This is a genomic window from Pseudofrankia saprophytica (assembly GCF_000235425.2).
Taxonomy (GTDB): domain Bacteria; phylum Actinomycetota; class Actinomycetes; order Frankiales; family Frankiaceae; genus Pseudofrankia; species Pseudofrankia saprophytica.
Genome location: NZ_KI912266.1, coordinates 2045833 through 2060087 on the forward strand (window position 1 = coordinate 2045833; position 14255 = coordinate 2060087).

The window sequence follows — 14255 nt, forward strand, 5'->3', positions numbered from 1 at the left end:
GGAGCCGGATGAGGCGAGAGCCTCACGTCCGGATCTACCAGCGTCGAGGGGTGAGACTCCCCTCGACGACTCACCCAGCGTCGCAGTGGGCCGTGGCGATGCGGGAGTGGAGCAAAGCGGTGTCGTCGGTTTGCTGACAGCCGTGGCTGGGCATGGTGGCAGTCACGGTAGGGAAGGTGGCGGCTACGCAGATCGCTGTGGCCGTTGGTGGGGCCGCTGTTCTCGGGGGAGACAGGTATGCCGCCTGCGCGTGATCATCTCGTTGTCGTCCTGCCGGGCATCGGCGGGAGCATGCTGGCGGTGCCGGGAACGGATCCGCCGGAGTTGGTGTGGGCGGCGGGGTTGCGGGATATCGGGGATGTGCTGCGCCACCCGGAACGGCTGAGTGTGGAGGAGCGTCCGGAGCTGCGGCCGCTGGGTCTGATCCGCTCGCGAAAGGCGTTCGGGGTGTGGACCGCGGTGCGTGGCTATGAGGGGCTGCTGGGCAGGCTGATGGCGTTGGACGGGGCGGTGCTCGACGACGGGTCGCGGCCGGTGCCAAACCTGGACGCGACGGTGGTCGCGTTCGGCTACGACTTCCGCCGCAGCGTTGCGGACGCGGCACGGCGGCTCGATGACGAAATCCGCCAGCGGGTTCGGCATCTATGGCCGCAGGATCCGCTTCAGGCCGCGAGGGTGTTGCTAGTCGCGCACTCGATGGGCGGACTCGTTGCCCGCTACTGGGCGGCGCTGCCGGGCAACGACCAGTTGTGCCGGGCGATGCTCACCCTGGGCACCCCGCACCGGGGGGCGCCGAAGGCGTTGGACATCCTCGCCAACGGCGTTGCTGTGGGGCCGTCTCGGATCCGCCGGCCGCGGGAGGTACTGCGTGGCTGGCCGAGCGTCGCGGAGCTGATGCCCCGTTACCCCGCGATCGCCGACCTCCGGCAGCCGTCGCATGGTTCTCCTCATCGCTCGCTGGAGAGACGAGCGTCGGCGGCCAACGGGCGCGGGCGTGGGTTTCTGCGGCCGGACGAGGTTCCGATGGATTGGCTGGAGCCCCTGGCACGCGGCGCGGCCAAGGTGCATCAGGCGATCGACGCCTGCTGGAACGACATGCCCCGGACTGGGCCGCAGGTTACGCCGCGGATTGGCTACGGCCATGGCACGCTGCGCGGCTGCAGCTGGGACGGTGAAAAGGTCAGGGTCGGCCGGGCGGTCGGTACTGCTGGGCTGGGTGCCTGGGCCGACGACCTTGGCGACGGGACTGTTCCCGCGATCAGCGGTCTGCCGGTGGAGATGGAGCGGCACTCGCCGCAGGACCTGCGGGTTGCGTTCCGCCACGGCGCGATCGTCGATCTCGACGAGGTGGTGCCGTGGGTGGAGTCGTTCGAGCGCCGACCGGCGGATCTGCAGTATTACCGGAAACCGGACGAGCGGCCGGTCGCGCTATGCCTGGAGCTCGACGAGTTGGCACTCGCCGGCCGGGCCCTCAGCGTCGCTGCGACGGTCCGGGGCGTGGACGCGGACCTGTCGTCGACCGCCATGTGGGTGACGCTGCGACCAGAGGCCAAGCAGGGATCGTCGGCCGACGTGCGGCTAGCCTGGGACGGCAGCGGCCGCGCCTTCCACGGCGAGCTAGCCACCGCTCTTCCGGGAGTGTATCGGCTTCAGGTCGATGCCCGTGAGGTGCCGCAGGCGGGTTGGCTGCGCGCGGCGGAGGTGGTGGAGGTGCTCGACAATGTCGACCTCGATTAACTGGCCCGCTTGGCCCCGCACCAACCCAGCCCAGCTGGCACGCTACGTCGTCCCCGACGTCGTCGGCCGCCATGCGCGAGTCCCGCAACGCTCCGGCGAGGCGCCGCTGGCTTTGCTCCGGGAGACCTGGCGCGAGCTGGCTGACCGGAACATCGGCTACGCCTACGAACCCGACGCCCCGCAGGCCGTGGACGACGAGCAGCCGACGGCGGCGCGGGTCGACGTCCAGGTCATCCGGCCACCGGGTGAAGTGCTGGTCGCGCCTGGCAGCGGGACCTGCCTGGACGTGGCGCTGCTGCTCGCCGCAGCCTGCCTGACCGCGGGCCTGCCCGCCGCCGTCGTGCTGCTCACCTCCGTCCGCCGGGCCGGCGGGGCAGGGCATGCGGTCGTCGCGGTAGCCATCGACGGCGCCTGGCCGGACGGCACGCCGACAAGTGGTGTGTGGGAGACAGCACCGACTGGCTTCGCCGACCAGGTTGCACACAGTCTCGACGGGCCGCCGAGGCCTCTGGTCGTGCTCGACCCGGTCGGGTTAACGCGCTCCCTGGGCAGCTCGCCGATCCTCGGTACCGCCGCGACCCTTGAGGAGGCCGGGGTTGCCGGGGCCCGCTATCTGACCGGCGGTGACTGGGCGTGGCAGGCCGGGATACCTGTGGCCCGTCGCGACGACGCCTATCGCCCGGCGGCGCTACCCGACGTGCTTCCGCTGCGGGGGATCTACCGGGAGCCGGGCACGGCCGAGTCGCCGCTGCGGTTGCTACGCGCCGAATATCAGGTCACCCCGTTCCAGTCCCGCGACGAACTGACCGTCCTGGCCGACTACTGCGATCAGGTCGCCGCCGGTGACCGGCTCGGCTTCGCGGTGCTCCACGGCGTCGGCGGCGCCGGGAAGACCCGGCTCGCTCTCGAGCTCGCCGCCCGGCTGCGCGCCGACGGCTGGTACGCCGGCCCGCTCCTCGACGACCTGCACGACCCAGCGTCGACGAGCTGGCTGGCGACCGTGACCGCCCCGCTGGCGGTCGTCGTCGACTACGCCGACGCCCGGACCACCGAAACCAATGCCCTGCTCCAAACACTCGCCGCCCGGCAAGGACCGCCCACCGTCGTCATCCTGACCGCCCGCTCTACTGACGGCGGCTGGCTGCAAAAGATCCTCGGCGCCCAGACCGCCAGCGCCACCCCCTTCCGCATCGAGGAGTTTGAGCTTCCCGACACCCATCCGCGGCCGGGGGACGTCTATGAGCGCACCGCCGCCGCCATGCGCGCCACCGACCCAGCATCACCAGCGAGCCCGATACCGCCGCTGCGGCGCCCGTCGCCGGGCCGGCGATGGACCACCCTCGACCTGGTCCTGCTCGGCTGGGCCGCCGCCCAAGGCACCGGACCGCTGCCGACCAGCCACGACGACCTCTACAACGAGATCCTCGACCACGAACGGCGCTACTGGACCCGCGCCTACACCCGCATCAACCGCGAGCGCGAACCCGAGCCGGACATCCTCGACCACGCCGCGGCCTGCCTGACCCTGCTGACCCCGCCCCCCGCTGGCGCGGCCAGCACTCTGCGCGCCGTACCGGAACTAGACGAGGACAGCCGTGAGCGCCGCGACGTTGCCCGCGCGCTGACGACCTGCTTCGACCCCGGCCCCCACCAGAAGTTGTCGCTACGCCCCGACCCCATAGGCGACCACCACCTCCTCATCGTCCTACGCAAACACCCCGCCCTACTCACCCGCGCGCTACCCCCACCAGCCGACAGGACAGGACAGGCCGACGCCGAGCAGCAGGCCGACCTGCAGCGGCTGCTCGACGCGCTCGTCGTGCTCACTCGCGCCGGCCAGAACGACCCCGACGCCGCCGCAGCCCACATCGAGACCTTGCTCCGCGACGGGCCGGACCGCTGGCCGGTCGTCCTCGCCGCCGCCACCTCCCTCGGGGGCCCCAGCCGCACAGCCCTCGAACGCCTCACCGTCGCGGACGATACCCCGCTGGACCTCGACGCCCTTTCCGCCAACATCCCGCTGCAGCCCCTTGGGCTCTGGCAACTCGGTCAGCTCGTCGACGACCGCAGGCTGGCCGAAACCCCACCCGACGACCCCCAGCGGCGCGCCGATCTCCTCCTCCTGGTGAGTCACCGCCGCGTCCTCGCCGGCGACCGGCTGGGAGCGCTGGCTGCGATCGACGAGGGCGTCGCCGCGTACCGCCAGCTCGCCGACGTCAACCCCTCCGTCTACCTCCCCGACCTCGCCGGCTCCCTGAACAACCAGGCGGCCCGGCGGGCGGATGTTGGTGACCTGGCGGGGGCACTGGTCGTGATCGACGAGGCTGTCACGCTCCGCCGCCAGCTCGCCGAGGCCAACCCCGCCGCCTACCTCCCCGACCTCGCCGGCTCCCTGAACAACCAGGGGGTTTGGCGGGCGGATGTTGGTGACCTGGCGGGGGCACTGGTCGTGATCGACGAGGCTGTCACGCTCCGCCGCCAGCTCGCCGAGGCCAACCCCGCCGCCTACCTTCCCGACCTCGCGACGTCTCTGAACAACCAGTCGAACCGACGGGCGGCGGTTGGGGACCCTGCGGGGGCACTGGCTGCGATCGACGAGGCTGTCGTCGCGTACCGCCAGCTCGGCAACGTCAACCCCTCCGTCTACCTCCCCGGCCTCGCCACTGCCCTGAACAACCAGTCGAACCGGCGGGCGAATGTCGGAAACCCTGCGGGGGCACTGGTCGTGATCGACGAGGCTGTCACGCTCCGCCGCCAGCTCGCCGAGGCCAACCCCGCCGCCTACCTCCCCGACCTCGCGATGTCCCTGAACAACCAGGCGGCCCGGCGGGCGGCGGTTGGGGACTCTGCGGGGGCACTGGTCGTGATCGACGAGGCTGTCACGCTCCACCGCCAGCTCGCCGACGTCAACCGCTCTGTCTACCTCCCCGACCTCGCGGGCTCCCTGAACAACCAGGCAAACCTGCGGGCGGATGTTGGTGACCTGGCGGGGGCACTGATCGTGATCGACGAGGCGGTCGTCGCATACCGCCAGCTCGCCGAGGCCAACCCCGCCGCCTACCTCCCCAGCCTCGCCACCGCCCTGAACAACCAGGCGGCCCGGCGGGCGGCGGTTGGGGACTCTGCGGGGGCACTGGTCGTGATCGACGAGGCTGTCACGCTCCATCGCCAGCTCGCCGAGGCCAACCCCGCCGCCTACCTCCCCGACCTCGCCGGCTCACTGAACAACCAGTCGAACCGGCGGGCGGCGGTTGGGGACTCTGCGGGGGCACTGGTCGTGATCGACGAGGCTGTCACGATCCGCCGCCGGCTCGCCGAGGCCAACCCCGCCGCCTACCTCCCCAGCCTCGCCACCGCCCTGAACAGCCAGGCGGCCTGGCGGGCGGCGGTTGGGGACTCTGCGGGGGCACTGGTCGTGATCGACGAGGCTGTCACGATCCATCGCCAGCTCGCCGAGGCCAACCCCGCCGCCTACCTCCCCGACCTCGCGACGTCCCTGAACAACCAAGCGGCCCGGCGGGCGGCGGTTGGGGACCCTCCGGGAGCACTCGCCACGATCGACGAGGCTGTCGTCGCGTACCGCCAGCTCGCCGAGGCCAACCCCGCCGCCTACCTCCCCGACCTCGCGACGTCCCTGAACAACCAGTCGAACCGGCGGGCGGCGGTTGGGGACCCTGCGGGGGCACTGGCTGCGATCGACGAGGCTGTCGTCGCGTACCGCCAGCTCGCCGAGGCCAACCGCTCCGTCTACCTCCCCGACCTCGCGACGTCCCTGAACAACCAGTCGAACCGGCGGGCGGCGGTTGGGGACCCTGCGGGGGCACTGATCGTGATCGACGAGGCTGTCACGCTCCACCGCCAGCTCGCCGACGTCAACCGCTCTGTCTACCTTCCCGACCTCGCTGGCTCCCTGAACAACCAGGCAAACCTGCGGGCGGCGGTTGGGGACCCTCCGGGAGCACTCGCCACGATCGACGAGGCTGTCATCGCGTACCGCCAGCTCGCCGAGGCCAACCCCGCTGCTTACCTCCCCGACCTCGCGATGTCCCTGAACAACCAAGCAGTCCATCGGGCGGAGGTCGGGGACCGGACAGGGGCACTGGTCGTGATCGACGAGGCTGTCACGATCCGCCGCCAGCTCGCCGAGGCCAACCCCGCCGCCTACCTCCCCGACCTCGCGACGTCCCTGAACAACCAAGCGAGCCGGCGGGCGGAGGTCGGGGACCGGACAGGGGCACTGGTCGTGATCGACGAGGCTGTCACGATCCGCCGCCAGCTCGCCGAGGCCAACCCCGCCGCCTACCTCCCGGACTTCGCTGCCTCCCTACGATGCATCTCCGACCTGTGCGCAGCTGGCGCCTCCGAAGCCCTGGCGGGACAAAACCTGTGGGAGACGGCCATCACCAAGCTGACCAATCCCCTGGCCCAAGGAGAACTCCGGGGCCATTTCGCCGCCTGCGCGATCAGCCAAGGCGACCACCGCAAGGCCCTGGACCTCCTGCGGCAGGCGGCCGTCGACGTCGAGACCGACCCAGCAGACCAGCCGCCCTACCTCGTCACCCGAGCCCGGACAACGGTCAGAGCCGCTGCACAGCAGCTCCCCGACGCTCCGGCCAACCTGCCCTCCTGGGCGATCAGCCCCCTCCCAGACACCGATATAGATCTGGTCAACGCGTGGCAAGCCGCCACCGACTGGGATCAGCGGGAAGCAGCCATCACCACCTACGGCGCACCGTTCCCACGGCCAACCCTGCCTCAGACCCTCGACATCCTCGACTTCCTCTACCCCGACAGATCTGTCATCGACGAGCTGAGGGCCCTGCTCACCGCCGCCGACGACCAGGGCCTATCCGCCGTACTCGCCGACCAGCGCGCCCAACACGACACCCTCCAGACCGTCAGCACCTGGATCGGCAAAGACACTTGGAACGAGTCCTTCAAGTACCTCGCCGACCACCGCGACCGACTCATCACCAATGAGGTCACGCACCTTCTCGCGCAGTCGGACGAGCCCGTCGCCCGCCAGCACCTGGCGATCCTGCTACTGAGTACCCGACTACAGAACCAGGACGTGTTCACGATCGTCACGGACCCCTCCGCCGCCGCCGACCACGCCCTCGATGCCATCGAAACAGGCCACCTCAACCAACTCGCTTTGCTGCTCCAAGCAAACTCGAACATCGCCCGGCTACCCGGAACAGGGCTGTTCCTCCTCACCGTACTGACACTCGCTACTGGCAACACCGACCAAGCCACAACCCTCGCCAGAGCCGCCGCAGCAACCGCCACCCCGTTACAGTGCCGGGCAAATGCGATCCGGCTCAGAAAACTCCACGAAACGGCCGTTCCCTCTCTGAACGGCGATGCCCTGCAGCGGGTTATCGCCATCCTGGCCGACGACGTTCCCAACCAGCCTCCTGCCCAGGAGAACACCACGGACACGCCGAACCCACGGCGGTAGGTCAAAGCCTGAACCAGCGCGGAGATGTCTCCGCGCTGCGGGCCCGCGTGGAACGCAGGCACACCCTCCGCGGCAGCCACCACGTCGAGATCGCTCTCGTCAAGCCGCTCGCCGGACGCGGCGAGGACGAGGGGCCCGTTGTTAGTCCGTGACCAGGGCGCCGTTGCGTTCGCTGGAGACGATGATCGAGTTGGTCGCTCAGGCATGATCGAGTTGTGCATCGTCGGTGTGTACGACCCGTGGTCCTGGCCGCGGAGTTTGCCAGACGACCGTCTATCGACAGCACCGACCGCTGCGCCAGGCCACCTAGCGCTTGCCGGGCAGGTGTTTCGGTACGGCTCGCTGGCCAGGTAGCGAATCCATTCCCGCTCGTCCAGGCCCCGGCCGGCGCGTTGGCACGCCACCAGGACAGCGGCGTTCCGCAGGTCTTGGAGCACGCTGACGTCCCAGAGCCGTACGGTGCCGTCGCTGCCGCCGGTAGCCAGCAGGCCGTCCGGTCCGAACGCCACCGAGTTGACCCCACCGGTGTGGCCGGTGAGGGGGGTGCCGAGTGGACGGACCGCGGCCGGGTCGCTGAGATCCCAGATCCGCACGGTGCCGTCGCTGCCGCCGGCGGCAAGCAGGCCGTCCGGTCTCCGGATCACCGTGTACGCCTCCCGCGCGGGGTTCAACAGATGGCTTGCTGATCCGGAGTCAGGCCTCCGGCTACCCTGCGCCGCGTGCCGGTTGAGTTCTTAACTGATGAGCAGGCCGAGGGGTACGGGAAGTTCACGGAGGTGCCTACCCGTCCGGAGATGGAGCGGTTCTTCTTCCTGGACGACGTGGACCGGGACCTGATCGCGCTGCGGCGGACGCGGCATCACCAGCTCGGCTTCGCGGTGCAGATGTGCACCGTCCGCTATGTGGGCCGGTTTCTGCTGGACGATCCGTTGGACGTGCCCTCGTCGGTGGTTGAGCACCTGGCCGCTCAGCTGGGGATCGACGATGCGTCGTGCGTGACGCGGTACACCGAGCGCCGGCGGACGGTGTACGACCATGCATGGGAGATCCGGGACGCCTACGGCTACCACCCGTTCGAGGACGCGGAGTGGGGCCGGAAGTTCCGTTCGTTCCTGCATGGGCGGGCGTGGACGCACGCAGAGGGGCCGGTCGCCCTGTTCAACCAGGCGGTGGGCTGGCTGTGACGCCACCGGGTGCTGCTGCCGGGTGTGTCGGTGCTGGCCAAGCAGGTCGCCGCGGTGCGCTCGGTCGCGGACAAGAGGTTGCATACCACGGTGGCGAACGCCGCTCGGCGGGCGGACGACGCCTCCTCGACAAGGCGCTGACGTCACCGGCCTGTCCGGACGATCCAGGACCGCAACGCCAGACTGACCCGCTACGGCGCGGTCACGGCCACCAGCGGGCGACGCTGTCGATCGCGTCGAGCGTGGCGCCAGCGGCGCCGGTCCCGCCGAGGGCGCCGAGGAGCGGCGCCAGATAGCGCAGATGGGTCAGCAGGTGTTCCCGGATGGTGGTGGAGAGGTCCTCCATCACGGATTCGAGGATCTCGAACGCTGCGGCGGGCGCCAGGCCTTCGGTGGCGTCCGCCACCAGGAGCACACCGAACGAACGCCACTCCTCGTTGACCTCGCGGATCGCCAGGGCCAGCCGCAGCGCGCGGGTGATCGCCGCCGTGGCGGCCGGCGGCTCGAGCAGCGGCGCCAACCCCAGGAGGACGCTGACCCGCGTGAGCCGGTCCGGTCCCAGCAGGATGCCGACCCGGGTGCGCCGGGAGTCCGCCTCGGCCGCGGCCGCGGCCTCGGCTTCGGCCTCCCGGACGGCGGTGACCAGAGCTGGGCCGCGCAGCTCGGGCAGCGTGTTCGCGGCATCGAGGAGCAGCCGCGCGCGATAGAGGGGAGCAGGCATGTTCGCCACCGCCCGCACCCCGTCGGTCAGCGCGTCGGTCCGGGCGTCGGAGCTGGCGGGCAGGGCCGCCGCGAGTCGAAGCCGAGCCAGCGCCCGGTAGTAGTCGAGAGTGATCGTTTCGATGGTCGCCCGCGCGTCGGCCGGGTCGAGGCGCGGCGCAAGCGCGCACAGCGCGGCGGAGCGCGGATAGGTGGGCGAGAAGCGATCGTCCTTCGGGATGCGTTCCGCGACGGCGACCGCCCGCGACGCGAGGTCCCCGGACAGGCGGGGAGCGAGGCGAACCAGCGCGGCGCTGACCTCGCGGGGACTCTCCCCGACGAGCCGCTCGCCCGCGGCGATGACCTCCTCGAGAAGATCCTCAGGAAGATGCGGGCCGCAGGCGAGCAGTACCCTGTCGCGTCCGCCCGCGGTGGTCCACTCCACCAGCGAGGCCATCCCGGCCCGCGCGATGGCCGGCATCGATGCGGGCAGCCCCAGGCGGGCACGGCGGTCCCACCACAACATCTGGCCCTCCGACTCGAGCAGGAGCTCGTACTCCTCGCTACGCGGCATCCCGGGCAGCGAGGTGTGGAAGCGCCACCAGGTGCCCAGGTCGCGCAGATCGGACAGCCAGCTCCAGCACCGTTGCCGCGCGGCCTCCGGCAGGTACGGGAACAGACAGCCGAGCGTCTCGGCGACACCGCCGACCGCCTCGGTGAGGTCGGGCGGGGCCAGCCCGCCCGATCGCTCACTCGCGTCCGGCACGGCCGGCGCGCTGTCGAGGGCGACGCGCACGGCGTCGTCGAGGAGGCCGTCCCGCGTCGGCGGAGAGAACCCGAGCGCCGCGGCGCCGAGCAGCAGGGCGGAGTGGGGCCGGGCGCTATGGAGGAAACCGTGCAGCAGGACCGGGATCAGCGGTGGGCAGCGTGCCGCGGACACCCGTGGCAGCGCGTCCCGCGCGGCCACGGCGACTCGGGCCTGCCCGGCGTCGTCCAGCCAGGGAGCGAGCGCGGCCGCGGTGAGGACGCGCCACGGGGCGTCCCCGATGGACATCGCGATGGCCAGCGCCCGCTGGCACCCCCGCGCGTCGAGGCGGGGAGCGAGCGCGGCGAGGGCGCGGGCGCGTTCCTCCTGGGTGCTCAGCTCGTCGACCGCGGCGAGCGCGCCGGGGATAGCGGCGGCTGGCAGATGGGGGGCGAGCGCCGTGAGCACGGCGTCGTAGGCACCGAGACGGGCCGCGCCGAGCTGGGCCGCGACGGTGGTGCTGGTCAGCAGGGGAGCGAGCTCGCGGCCGGCGGCGTCGGCGAGCACCTCCGGCCGTTCGGCGACGAGGGCCTCGGCCAGCTCGCGCCCGTGCGGGGCGGGCAGGTGTGGGGCGAGTGCCGCGACGACGGCGGGCCAGCGCGCCGGTTGCGCCGCGATCTCGGCGTGGACGACGCCCGGCAGGTGGGGCGCGAGCAGCGACAGGGCCGCCTCGGGGCGCGGCGCGGCGGGGCCGAGTTCGAGTGCCCTGCCCAGCAGGCGCTCGCGTTCGGACTCCGCGAGGTGCGGGGCGATGAGCAGCGCGGTCCGGATCGCTTCAAGCGGGTCGGACGCGCTCTCCCAGACGGCGAGCGCCTCCCGGACGGTCGCCGTCCGGGCCGGCTCCGGGAGGATCGCGAGAACGGCGGCGCGCAGCCGGCCCGGCGCGTGGCCTTCAGGCTCGAGCTGGGCCCGCTCCAGCGCCTCGTCGGGCGGCAGGCGCGTGAGCAGCGCGGCCAGCGCCGTCAGCCGGGGCCCGTCGTCGGTGAGACCGGCGGCGATGTCGACGGCCCGCCGCAGGGAGGTGGCCGGCAGCACCGGCGCGAGGGCGGCGAGCACCTCCCCCTGGGGCTCGGGCGACTCGCTCAGCGCCAGCTCCAGCGCCTCGTCGGGCACCGCGGCCGCGATGGGCGGGAGCAGGCGGGTCAGCCACCTTCGGTACGTCGCGGGGATCGACCGGGCCGCGGCCAGGGCCTCCAGCCACAGCGCGGTCGGGCGCGGCCCGTCGGCCTGACCGGTTCGTGGCGAGGCGGCGGTCGCGGCGCGCGCGATGACGATCAGCGTCTCGGTGCGCTGGCCCGCGTGCGCGACGCGGCGGGCGTAGACCAGCGCCTCGTCGAACGTCCAGACGCCCTTGTCGAGCAGGGCCCCGACGAGGGCGGGGGGCACCCTCCGGGCGAGGCTGTTGATCGATGTCGCCATGAGCAGGTAACCGACGACGTGGGGCAGGTCCGCGGGCGGGCGGCCCGCGTCCACGTCCCGGCGGCAGGAGCGCAGCGCGGCCCGCGTCGCCGTGTCCAGGTCGCGCGCGTAGCCCCCGGTGTCGCCGACGCGCTGACGGGCTGTGAACCACACGTTGACGACGCGGGGCGCCGCCCCGGGTCGGGCCGGTGATCCCGCCGACCCTGCCGGCATGCCCAGATCAGTCGGCGCCACAGGCGAGGGCCCGACGGCCCGTTCGCGCGACAGCAGGGCGTGCGCGTCGGCCTCGCGACCGGCTTCCAGCAGATGGTGAACAAGGTGGCGCAGGCCGTACCGGCCGTCGGCGTCCGTCGGGACCCGCTCGTCGAGGCCAGGCAGGCCCGCCGCGAGGCCGCCCCAGGCGTCGAGATAGCGCTGCCCGATCGCGCCGTGCCGGCTCCTGGCCGCGCGGCGAAGATCCCTGACCAGGGAACGTTCGGCGGTCATGCTCCGGCTGATGCCCGGGGGCAGCTCGCCACGCAGGAACTCGCGCATGCTCGCGTGGTACAGCGACCAGCGGGGTTCCGTGTCTAGGTCTAGGTCGTCGTTGTCGGCGGCATCGGGGTCGGCGTCGTCGGTGGTCGTGGTGTCGGGGTCGTCCCCTGCCGCGAGGAGGAACGGCCGCCAGTCCTCTTCCAACACCGTCCGCCACCGTTCGTCTGGCTCGACCCCGGCCAGGGCGCACAGCAGCGGGAAGTCGACCGGTTCGGCGGCGACGGCGAGCGTGGCGAGCAGCGGCCCCTCCACCGCCGACCACCGCGCCCCGTCGCGGCCACGGGAACGCCGCACCCGCTGGGCGTAGTAGAGCCACAGCGAGGCGGGCAGGGAGTCGAGGTCGTCGGGCCGACGGGCCTGGCTGGCTATCTCGTCCAGGACGTAGCGCAGGTAGACCCAGACTCCGCCGCAGGCGGTCGAGAGCCGGTCGGCGACCTCGGGGACCGTCAGGCCGTGCGCGCGCAGCCGGGCCGCCAGGGGCTCCTCGGCGAGCACCCGGTGCAGGTAGGCGGCGACGTCGGCGAGATTGTCGGGCGCCGCGGCCTCCATCAGCACGACCCGCGGCGGCGGGTGCACCGGCAGGAACGCCGTCCCGGGCCGGCGGGACGCGATGACGTACACGCCGTCGGGAAGGATGGCGGGCAGCCCGAGGGGAACCTGGTCGGGTTCGGTCCTCGCCTCGTCGAGGCCGTCGACGACCAGCACGATCGGCTCGCCCGGCCGCAGCCGGTCCCGGGTCTCGGCGGCCTCGGCGAGCAGGTCGGCGAAGACGTCGGGACGCCCGGCCGACGGCGGCAGGACCCCGCCGGGTGCCGCGTCGAGGAGCCCCAGGGACACGATCAGCCGCGCGGACAGGTTGCGCAGCGCGGCCTCCGGTCGGTCGCCGCCCGGGATGCCGACGACGTGCGACAGGTATCTGCGGTCGCGGACCAGTTGGGCGCAGAACGCCGACTTGCCCAACCCGGCGGCCGCCTCCAGCACGAGGTAGCCATTCTCGTTGTCGCTGAGGAAACGGTCGACCTCGGCGACGAGCCAGTCGCGACCGACGAACCGGTCGAGGTCGAGCGCGCGGTGAAACTCGCCGGTGCGCTGGTAGACGTCGGTCAGCCGGGTGAACTCCCCGGTCGAGAAGACGGCGGCCGGCACCGACGCCGACTGCCCGGGGAAGCGCGGCGAGCCGGCGGAGTGGGGCAGGCCCGGCTCGGCGGCCGGCTTCGCGCGGCCCGTCAGCGTGGCGCCGATCCACTCCCGCAGACGGGACCTGGCCTCCGCCGCGGGCAGACCGAAAAGGTCCACGGTCGCCATTCCACGCAGGACGCCCGTCAGGCGGCAGTCCTCGACCCGGACCGGGACAAGAGTGCGTTCCGTGCCGTCCGGGTCGCGTTCGAATGCCGCTAGCCGCTCCCGCCGTCCGTAGACCGAGTCGAGATAGGCCTGGGAGACGACGGCCAGTGTGCGCCTGGACCGTTCGATGCCCTCGTCCATCCGGGTCGTCCAGTGGGAACCGGGCATGGCGTCCCACGCTTGGAGCAGGACGTCGTATCCGGACTCCTCCAGCTGCCAGGCGATCCATTCCGCCCACGCCTGGTCAGTGCCGGCGTAGGACACGAAAAAATCCCATCGGGGTCGCGCGCCGACGCTGTCGCGCGCCGGGGCGACCTGTCCCGAAGGCTCCCCCGACGCCATGTCCTTAGCGTGCCACGTCAACGAGCGCTGGCGGCCGGACCGGCGGCTCAGCCGCGCGGCCGCCGTCGACGCGGGTGAGGCGGGTGAGGCCCATCCAGGGAAACGGGTTCAGCGTGTGGCCAAGCATCCGCCGGATCTGGCGCCAGTCGACGCCCAGCGCGTACGCCCGCCGTGCGGCGGAACAACGACGTGATCGTGTTCGCTCGCCCGCCGCGACACTCCCAATCTATGAATACGGAGACCGGGACAAACCGTGGGAGGCTACGCCGCGTTCATGATCGGTTCTGTGTGGTGGTCCTTGAGCTGGTGCGGCGTCGGCGCCAGGCACGGATGTCGGCGTCGGCGGCCTGGTCGGTCTTGTGCGCGTAGATCAGGGTGGAGCGGATGTCGGCGTGGCCGAGCCGTTTGCGGATCGTCTCGACTGGCACGCCGGCGTTGAAACCGGTAGGCAGCAATGTTCCAGGGGTGTTGAGTAGCGCCATGGGAGAAGATCGACTGGTAGCTATTCGTCAGGGCTGGTAGTCACGGTCACGGACGAGTTCAGCGGCGTAGTGGTGCCAGGTGCCCCCAGCCTGAGCGGTCCAGCGGGCGGCGGTGGTCGGGTGCATCGAGAGCATGTCGGCCAGGACGGCGGTGGGGAGTTCGGCGGCGAGCTGGGTTATCGCGGCGCGGCGACCGGCGACCGCGGAGACCCCGAGCTTGCGCAGACGCTCCCCGAGCCGGGCGGGGG

General features: G+C 72.0%; 7 protein-coding genes and 1 pseudogene. 4 read left to right on the top strand and 4 right to left on the bottom strand.

Going from position 1 to position 14255, the window contains the following annotated elements; translation table 11 throughout:
• Positions 1-291: 291 nt before the first annotated feature.
• Complete coding sequence (locus FRCN3DRAFT_RS0208580) at positions 292-1737, top strand: esterase/lipase family protein (protein WP_007507665.1); 1446 nt, start codon at positions 292-294, stop codon at positions 1735-1737.
• A complete protein-coding gene (locus FRCN3DRAFT_RS55990) occupies positions 1721-7198 on the top strand; it encodes an ATP-binding protein (RefSeq protein WP_007507667.1) in 5478 nt (1825 codons plus the stop codon). Before FRCN3DRAFT_RS0208580 ends, FRCN3DRAFT_RS55990 begins: the two co-directional genes overlap by 17 nt.
• Before the next feature lie 455 nt (positions 7199-7653).
• Here FRCN3DRAFT_RS55990 and FRCN3DRAFT_RS55995 read toward each other — a convergent pair.
• Positions 7654-7842 (bottom strand): annotated as a pseudogene (locus tag FRCN3DRAFT_RS55995) (WD40 repeat domain-containing protein); the annotation flags it as partial.
• Between the two features lie 75 nt (positions 7843-7917).
• Between FRCN3DRAFT_RS55995 and FRCN3DRAFT_RS0208590 the strand changes: the two are divergent.
• Together FRCN3DRAFT_RS0208590 and FRCN3DRAFT_RS58080 are read left to right on the top strand one after the other, a co-directional pair.
• Positions 7918-8382, top strand: coding sequence for a DUF4158 domain-containing protein (locus FRCN3DRAFT_RS0208590; RefSeq protein WP_007507669.1), 465 nt, complete (start codon positions 7918-7920; stop codon positions 8380-8382).
• A gap of 9 nt (positions 8383-8391) precedes the next feature.
• Positions 8392-8523 carry a hypothetical protein gene (locus FRCN3DRAFT_RS58080; protein WP_269799816.1) on the top strand — a complete coding sequence of 44 codons (132 nt, stop codon included), beginning with the start codon at positions 8392-8394 and terminating at the stop codon, positions 8521-8523.
• A gap of 61 nt (positions 8524-8584) precedes the next feature.
• Here the strand turns inward: FRCN3DRAFT_RS58080 and FRCN3DRAFT_RS56000 are convergent, their stop codons facing one another.
• The 3 genes from FRCN3DRAFT_RS56000 to FRCN3DRAFT_RS54925 all read right to left on the bottom strand — a co-directional run.
• Positions 8585-13447: a toll/interleukin-1 receptor domain-containing protein gene (locus tag FRCN3DRAFT_RS56000; RefSeq protein WP_007507671.1), complete on the bottom strand. Its 4863-nt coding sequence runs from the start codon at positions 13445-13447 to the stop codon at positions 8585-8587.
• Positions 13448-13797: 350 nt separating this feature from the next.
• A complete protein-coding gene (locus tag FRCN3DRAFT_RS0208610; RefSeq protein WP_007507673.1) occupies positions 13798-14007 on the bottom strand; it encodes a tyrosine-type recombinase/integrase in 210 nt (69 codons plus the stop codon).
• Between the two features lie 27 nt (positions 14008-14034).
• On the bottom strand, positions 14035-14255 hold a 221-nt coding region (locus FRCN3DRAFT_RS54925), incomplete at its 5' end, for a hypothetical protein (RefSeq protein ID WP_035924522.1).

Excerpts from the sequence above, each read along its gene's own strand:
- FRCN3DRAFT_RS0208580 (WP_007507665.1), top strand. The coding sequence starts at position 292 with ATGCTGGCGGTGCCGGGAACGGATCCGCCGGAGTTGGTGTGGGCGGCG.
- FRCN3DRAFT_RS55990 (WP_007507667.1), top strand. The coding sequence starts at position 1,721 with ATGTCGACCTCGATTAACTGGCCCGCTTGGCCCCGCACCAACCCAGCC.
- FRCN3DRAFT_RS0208610 (WP_007507673.1), bottom strand. The coding sequence starts at position 14,007 with ATGGCGCTACTCAACACCCCTGGAACATTGCTGCCTACCGGTTTCAAC.